Source organism: Xylanibacter rodentium (genome assembly GCF_013166575.1).
In the GTDB taxonomy this organism is placed as follows: domain Bacteria; phylum Bacteroidota; class Bacteroidia; order Bacteroidales; family Bacteroidaceae; genus Prevotella; species Prevotella rodentium.
In genome coordinates, this window is the sequence record NZ_JABKKE010000008.1 from 133025 (window position 1) to 141662 (window position 8638).

The 8638-nt window shown below is 51.3% G+C and carries 4 protein-coding genes and 1 pseudogene; 2 read left to right on the forward strand and 3 right to left on the reverse strand.

The window, feature by feature from the left end; all coding sequences use genetic code 11:
- The first annotated feature begins 99 nt into the window (after positions 1-99).
- Entirely contained in the window at positions 100-2292 is a 2193-nt protein-coding gene (locus HPS55_RS06440) for a beta-glucosidase family protein (RefSeq protein ID WP_172174544.1), read from the forward strand.
- A gap of 101 nt (positions 2293-2393) precedes the next feature.
- On the opposite strand, the gene HPS55_RS06445 is transcribed toward HPS55_RS06440, so the two are convergent.
- On the reverse strand, positions 2394-3539 hold the full coding sequence (locus HPS55_RS06445; RefSeq protein WP_172174541.1) for a glycosyltransferase family 4 protein: 1146 nt from the start codon (positions 3537-3539) through the stop codon (positions 2394-2396).
- 214 nt (positions 3540-3753) lie between these two features.
- On the opposite strand from HPS55_RS06445, the gene HPS55_RS06450 reads away from it, so the two are divergent.
- Complete coding sequence (locus HPS55_RS06450; RefSeq protein ID WP_172324763.1) at positions 3754-5865, forward strand: LTA synthase family protein; 2112 nt, start codon at positions 3754-3756, stop codon at positions 5863-5865.
- 142 nt (positions 5866-6007) lie between these two features.
- On the opposite strand, the pseudogene HPS55_RS14295 reads toward HPS55_RS06450, so the two are convergent.
- A pseudogene (locus tag HPS55_RS14295) lies at positions 6008-7588 on the reverse strand (LTA synthase family protein); the annotation flags it as partial.
- 36 nt (positions 7589-7624) lie between these two features.
- Positions 7625-8359: a glycosyltransferase family 2 protein gene (locus HPS55_RS06455; RefSeq protein WP_172174536.1), complete on the reverse strand. Its 735-nt coding sequence runs from the start codon at positions 8357-8359 to the stop codon at positions 7625-7627.
- Between the last annotated feature and the right edge of the window lie 279 nt (positions 8360-8638).

Below are 8638 nucleotides of genomic sequence, written 5' to 3' on the forward strand. Positions count from 1 at the left end.
GGGGATGTAGAGATTACCCTCTTAAAGAAAAATATAAGGAACGTTTGCTCCCGGCGTCCCCCTTTGGGGGACTACAGGGGGGCCTAAATCCACATAACAATGAAGAAAACAATCTTATCGGCAATCATCCTCGCCGCAAGCACAACAATTACGGATGCACAGACAAAGAAACCGCTGTATCTCGACTCCCGCGCACCCATTGAAGAGCGCATAAAGGACGCGCTCGGCCGCATGACAACACACGAGAAGATACAAGTGATTCACGCACAGAGCAAATTCACCTCGGCAGGCATTCCGCGTCTCGGCATACGCCAGCTCAACATGGACGACGGTCCGCACGGTGTGCGTGAAGAACTGGAGTGGAACACATGGAAGCCGGCCGCATGGACCAACGATTCAGTGGTGGCATTCCCGTCGCTCACCTGCCTGGCCGCAACATGGAACCCCGACCTGTCCGCCCTATACGGCAATGCCGTGAGTGAAGAATTTGCATTCCGCAACAAAGACATCATGCTCGGTCCGGGCGTCAACATAGCCCGCACACCGCTGAACGGCCGTGCTTTCGAATACATGGGCGAGGACCCCTATCTGGCCGGCCGTATGGTAGTGCCATACATCAGGAGCGCACAACAGAACGGTGTTGCATGCTGCCTGAAACACTTCGCACTGAACAATCAGGAAATCGACCGCTTCGCCGTCGACGTGAAAGTGAGCGAACGGGCCCTGCGCGAGATTTATCTGCCCGCTTTCGAGCGCGCTGTCAAAGAGGCAAATGTATGGACCATCATGGGCAGCTACAACCTTTGGCAAGGCGTACATTGTTGTCAGAACGATTCCCTGCTCAACGGCATACTCAAACGCGAGTGGGGATTTGACGGGGCCGTGGTAAGCGACTGGAGCGGCGTGACCGACACGTGGCAGGCGGCCACAGGCGGCATGGATATAGAGATGGGCTCATACACCGACGGAAAACTGAAAGAGTCTGAATATACCTACGACGACTATTACCTGGCCCGTCCCTTCGAGCGGCTCATCAACGAGGGCAAAATACCGATGTCCGTGCTTGACGACAAAGTGGCCCGTGTGCTACGCACTATGTTCCGCACCTCAATGAATCCGGACAAGGCCATAGGCAACCAATGCTCAGAGGCACATTACGACGCCTGCCGCCGTATTGCCGAAGAGGGAATAGTGCTGCTGCGCAATCAGAAGGACATACTTCCGATAGACGCCTCACGCTACGGCCGTATACTCGTGGTGGGCGAAAACGCCACGCGGAGCCTTACAGAGGGCGGAGGCTCAAGCGAACTGAAAACCCTGCGCGACATATCTCCACTTGAGGCTCTGCGCTCTCTATACGGTGAGAAGATTGACTATGCCAAAGGCTACGACTCCGGCCGTCCGCTCTACGACCATGTGGACAAGGTCAAGCCCGAGACACTTGCACGCCTGAAAGCCGAAGCACTGGAAAAGGCCAGCACGGCCGACCTCATAATCTTCGTCGGCGGACTCAACAAGAACCACAAACAGGACTGTGAGAACGGTGATCGCGAAAGCTACGACCTGTCGTTCGGTCAGAACGAACTCATAGCCGAACTGGCCGCCATACAGAAGAACACCATCGTCGTTACATTCGGCGGCAACCCATACGCCATGCCGTGGCTGGACCGCATACAGGCACTCGTACACTGCTGGTACCTCGGTTCCGAATCGGGCACGGCACTGACCGACGTACTGAGCGGAAAAATATGCCCGAGCGGAAAACTTCCCGTGACGTTTGCCCGCAACCAGAACGACTATCCCTGTTTCCACTATGGTAAAGACGGATATCCCGGCAACGGCAAGGAAGTGCGATACGATGAAGGCATTTATGTGGGCTACCGCCATTTCGACACCCGCGGAGTGAAAACGCTCTTTCCGTTCGGGTTCGGTCTTTCCTACACCACGTTCAAGTACGGCAAACCCACAATCACCGCCGACGGCAACACATGGCAGGTAACCGTGGACGTCACGAACACTGGCAGCCGTGAAGGCAAGGAGATTGTCCAACTGTACATCGGTGACGAAAAATCATCAATAGACCGTCCGAAAAAAGAACTCAAGAGCTTTGCCAAAGTATCGCTGCGTCCGGGTGAGACGAAAACCGTAACGATGCGTATAACCGAGCAGGACCTGAAGTTCTGGGACGAGACATCCCACGACTGGAAAGCCGAACCGGGCAAGTTCAAGGCATATGTCTGCGCATCGGCAGAGGATGTACGCGGAACAGTGGGATTCAGCTACCAACAATGAAATGAGGCTTTGACAGAATACGGATAACCGCACAAAGATTTCGTTTGATTATAAAATAGAAATCTTTGTGCGGTTATCCGTATTCTGTCAAAGCCATCAAACTACAATTTCCTGTAGACTGCGACAAGGTCCTCACATAGCTTCTCATCCGTAAAATTGAGAGCGTAAAGCCGTCCCTCGTCTATCATACGCCGGCGCAATGCCACATCCGTCCACACACGCTGAACAGCCTCGGCCATCCGGCACGGATCGTCCGGAGATACATATATTGAGCCGGGGCCGCCGGCTTCCTCCAGGCACGACCCCGTACACCCTATGGCCGGCAAGCCGCTACTGACCGCCTCAAGCATAGGGATGCCGAATCCCTCGATACGCGAGGGATATACAAAAACCGTGGCAAGGCGGTAAAAAGCCGGCAAATCGGCAAAAGGCACTTTGTGATGAAAACTGAACGAACCGCCGAGTCCGTTCGTCTTCAGATAATCCGCTATCCGATCGGCATAAGACGTATGTTTTCCCACAGCCACCACATGAATGTCCTCGCATCCCGGATCGCACCGTTTCTTCATCACATTGAGAGCCTCGGCCACAAGCATCAGGTTCTTACGCTCTTCAATGCTGCCCACGTAAAGCACAAATCTGTCGGGCAATCCGTAACGGGCCTTTACCTCATCAAGCCTGCCGCGTGGTATCTCCTGTGAAAAAACCGGGTCGCAGCCCTGATATACCACGTCGATTTTCTCCTCGGGAGTGCCGTAGTATTTCATTATATCCTGCTTTGTAAACTCGCTTACCGCTATCACACGGTCGGCATTTTCGCAGGCCCTGCGGAATTTGTAGTTGTATATTGCGCGGTCTATCCGCTTGTAATACTGCGGATAGCGCAGGAAGATAAGGTCGTGTATGGTCACTACGCTCTTGCATCCGGAGTGCCGTATGTTCAGAGGCAGCTCGTTGCTCAGACCATGAAACACATCAATCCCGTCACGTACTATATCGGCAGTAATGCCCCATACACGCCAAAGCGACGACATACGGTGCCACAAACCCGCCGGCGGAAAATGCATATGCAGTTGCGGCAGCGTAGGTATCTCGGCGACAAAAGGCATGCGACCGGCCTTGGGAATATACATATGATACTCGTTAGCCGGTTCTTGCTGCGACAGTATGCGCAACACAAGACGGCTGTAGTTTCCCAATCCGGTACGGTTTTGGGCAGCCCGCTTTGCATCGAATCCTATTTTCATCTTTGTCATAAAATCAATTCACCGGCAAAACTATCTAAAAAAAACGAGACGACAGCCTATTACGGCCAAAAAAAACGCCGGCCTCCTCCCCTGCTTCACATGTTTTAAAGTCAAGAAGCCGTTACAACTTTTCCACAAAAACCTTTGGCTCTTCACATTTTATTCTTAATTTTGTGCGCACAATAATATCGGAATCTGCCGACAATCAACAACTATGCGTAGAAATATATTATCCTCACCGCTCTGTATGTTGGTAAACCTCGTTGTGGTATACCTTGCATACGCAATATGCAGACTTGCTTATCTTCTTGAAAACTGGAATACGTTCGCCAACTCGCTCACCATACATTCACTTGCCGAGACTATATGTGGAGGGCTTGTTTTCGATACGTCAGCCATTCTTTACACCAACTCGCTCTATATCCTGCTCATGCTTGTTCCGCTGCATTACAAGGAGACCGCGATTTGGCAAAAGATTGCAAAGTGGGTATTCGTGACCGTAAACGGCCTTTGTGTGGTCATAAACCTGAGCGACGCCGTATACTTCCAATATACCGGACGCCGTACCACCATCACCGTATTCTCGGAATTCGCGTCCGAAAACAATCTGACCGGAATCTTTGCCGGCGAGATGTTCAGACATTGGTATCTGCTGCTGCTCGGCATTGCACTCATATACGGCATGTACAGGCTCTACCGCTCTCCGTTCGACATGCGCAGAGCCGGGAGCCATCCGTACGGCGGCACAGTCGGGTCGTGGATGCGCTACTACGCCGTACAGACTTTGTGTCTGCTCGTTTTCGTACCGGTTTGCATTATCGGAATGCGCGGTGGAGCCACAACGGCCGTACGTCCCATCACCATCAGCAACGCCAACCAGTATGCAGACACACCGATGATGGCCGCCCTTGTACTCAATACTCCGTTTTCACTGATACGTACCATAGACAAACCGATATTCACCGTACCGCAATATTTCGCACAGGACGAACTTGACAGAATATACACGCCCCTGCATCTGCCGCAAGACAGCATAGTGACAAGACGCAAGAACGTTGTCGTGATTATTGTTGAAAGTTTCGGACGGGAATATATCGGAGGCTATAACAGATGGCTCGACGGCGGGTCGTACAAGGGCTATACACCGTTTACCGACTCGCTGATGCAGCATAGCGCCACATGGCTGTACTCATACTGCAACGGGCGCAAGAGCATAGACGGCATGCCATCCATCCTGTCAAGCATCCCGATGTTTGTAGAACCGTTCTTTCTCACACCGTCATCCATGAACGATGTGAGCGGACTGGCAGGCGAACTGAAGCACAAAGGATATTATTCGGCTTTCTTCCACGGAGCCGAAAACGGCTCGATGGGATTTCAGGCATTCGCACGTACTACGGGATTTGACAGCTATTTCGGCCGCACGGAATACAATGCGGACAAACGGTTCGGCGGAGACGCCGACTTCGACGGTACATGGGCTATATGGGACGAGCCGTTCATGCAGTTCTATGCCACGAAAATGAGCGAGTTCAGACAGCCGTTCATATCGGCTGTCTTCACGGCATCGTCACACCATCCCTACGTCATTCCCGAAAAATACAAGGATATATATCCCGAAGAAGGCATCGTCATCCACAAGTGCATACGCTATACCGACAATGCGTTGCGCCGTTTTTTCGACACGGCCAGGCGCCAGCCGTGGTATGGCAACACACTGTTTGTGATAACGTCAGACCACACCAACCTGAGCGATCACGACTATTATCAGACATCGTTGGGCGGATTCTGCTCGCCGATAATATTCTTCGACCCGAGCGGAGACATACAGCCGGGCATGCGCGACGCCATAGCGCAGCAGATAGACATAATGCCCACAGTGCTCAATTATCTTGGCTACGACCGGCCTTACGTGGCCTTCGGATGCGACTTGTTCAATACACCGGCCGAAGAGACATGGGCCGTGAACTACCTGAACGGAATCTATCAGTATGCCAAAGGAAACTATCTGCTGCAATTTGACGGCAGGCAGGCCAAGGGGCTATACCGCTTCCGTACCGACCTGCTGCTGAAAGAAAACCTCGCCGGACAAGGCATTGAAGAAGAACAGCAGATGGTACGTGAGGTCAAAGCCATCATACAGTCGTATATGATGCGCATGACGGACAACAAGCTCACCGCCGTTGGGGAGGAAATAAAAGAAGCTACCTCCTACCAAGATCGTCGTATAAACTCTGCAATACAGTTTTGGCCTTATCCGTACGCCCGGGCGCCGTATCCTTACCATCTACAGCATCATAGTTTTCCAAAACACGGTTTCCGATAATATCGTAAACGGTGTGTCCGGTGCTGTCGGCGAAACCTATTCCTTCCTTGAACGTGAAGAAAGCAAACGGATAAGTGTATTCCCTGCTCAGCACATCGCGGCTGAAAGTGTATTCACCGTGGTCGATGCGAAGCTGTCCGAGCAATGTCGCGGCCATGTCGCTCTGGTTCATCAGCGTGGTTATGCGGCGTGCATTCCGCACGGCACCACCCAACCAAAGCATAGTGTTGTGATGATGCTGTTCGTGGGTAATATCGGCAGGATACTGGAATCCGTGGTCGGGAATGCAGACGATGAGCAGATTATGCCACAGGTCTGTCTTTCTGACACGCTCGACAAAGCGTCCCAGACATTCGTCGGTAAAGGCAAAAGCATTGGGTATCTGCTCGTCCAGACGGCTGTAAGGCACCTCGAACGGTTCGTGGCTGCTTAACGTAAGGAAGCCTATATGCCACGGCTCGCGCTTCTGTGACGCCATGATATCATACAACCGGCCGAACGTCACGTCATCGTTCGCTCCCCAAGGATTGTCTTTCCTGTCACCGGAAGAAAAGTCAACGTCGCTTATTATCGTGCCATAACCGCCCGTACGCAGGTAACTCTGCATATTGGTGAAGTTGATGTCACCGCCATAAAGGAATGTACTCTTGTATCCTTCGGCATTGAGGCTGCCGGCTATGCAAGGCAGTGTGCGGCTCTTTACGGGCAGTTTCATCACGGACAAGGTAGGAAAAGCCGGATAGCCGCTCAGTGCCGACACCATGCCGCGGTCTGTACGGAAACTGTTGGAATAGCAACGGTCGAACAGCACTCCCTCGCGGGCCAGCCGGTTGTAGTGGGGCGTTATGTCGGGACGCCCGCCTGTGGCCCCGACCACCTGACCGCCAAAACTCTCCATAAGTATTATCACGATGTTGGGGCGTGTCGTGTTGAGCAACGACACTGTGTCGGAAGGTGTTGCCGGATACAGCCCTTCAAAGAGCGCGGCACGCTGCCGCTCGGCAAAGTAATTGAACTCGTCACCATAGTTTTCGGCCTTGCCAAACGAGTAAAGCAGACTGAAACACGGATTGACGGCCGAATGGTTCAGATATTCGTCTTCGCTGAAGTATACTTTGCCTATATTGGCTGTGGACTCTCCCAAACCGCCACGTATGGATATGCCCAGCGGAACGGCAAGAACTACGAGCGCAACCGTACTTACAATGCGTTCCCTGACGCCGGGCAACGGATGCAACACAACCGGCGTGACACATCTCATGCCCACAAACAGTACAACGGCATACACAGCCGTCATCACCACACGCAACGCTATGTAACCCGCCGAAACACTGGCCATGGCATCTGCCGGTGAGTCCATATAATAGAATATCGTGGCATCAAGTTTGAATTTCCAAAAAGGGTAGAGCGACATGTCGCTTACAAAAACCAGACCTGTCATCACTGCCACCACCGCATAATAAGGCACCATCCACCGGCGCAGCATCATACCGGACGGAGTCCAGCACGAAGCAATGACCGCCAGCAACGGCACTATCACCAGATAGCCCGTCATTGGTATGTCGAGCTGGAGGCCATGCCACACCACATGCATAAAATCGGCACAGCCGTATGCGCCACAGCCGCCGGGAGCCGTGGCAAACATGAACAATATCTTCTGTATTATAAAAACAAACACTGTCAGTACATACAGACTGACAAGATACTTAAATCGCAATTTCATATAACCGGTACAAATATTGGGTAAATGATTCGGACGTCATTTCATGCACGATTTCAACCGCAGTATGAAAAGCACAAAATAAAGCCGTGGCAGAAGGCGGAGCCTGTCGAGAAAGCCGTCCAACTCCTTTATAATCATTATGTTCTGAGATATTCCGTCTCCACGATGTGTATTTGACACCCCTCCCGTATCAAACAAGGCTATCGGAAAATCAAGTTTGCAGAATTTCTTTCCGCACTTCCATAGCAGCTTGAACAGTTTGAAGTCGGCCGACATCGTATATCTGATATCAAAAGGAAACTCACGCAAGCACTCTCTTCTGACAAACGAACTCTGATGACAGAAAAACATCCTGTGGGCATTGTGCGGATTCTCCGCATGCTTGACATAGCGGTTGTCGTCACTGCCCTTCTTGACGACATCACCGTAAATGACATCGGCACAGCGGTCGCGCCCGAAAACACGCGACAGCGTATCCGTATCAGCAAATTCGTCACCGGCATTCATGAAAATACAATAGTCTCCGGTTGCCATTCCGACACCTTTATTCATCGCATCATATATCCCTTTGTCTTTCTCCGACACACTTCTGGATATCAAACCGGACATTTCTCGCATTACATCCGGCGTACTGTCCGTTGATGCACCGTCAACAACTATCACCTCCATATTGGAGTAGTCCTGCTGCGATATATTCTTCAACGTTCTTTCAAGGGCATCCGCCGCATTCATACATACGGTTATGACAGTAATTTTAGGAAATCCGACCATTATATTGTTTGCTGATAAATTCTGTTTTCGCCATGCAAATTTACATATAAATCGTGAGATTTCTACACCGACAGAATATAAAAAGTCTTTTTATAGAGGAAAGATACGGATAAATTCCAAGATTCATACAATGGCAAGATAAAGATTTAAGTTTTTATTTATGAGGAAATATGAGAAAATAAGTTAGTCAACAGAATCAAACTACATAATCACTCGGATATAGGATGGATGCGCCTTGAAAAGGCAACGAGCACATAGCCCGGGGCAGAGCGTAGCGGC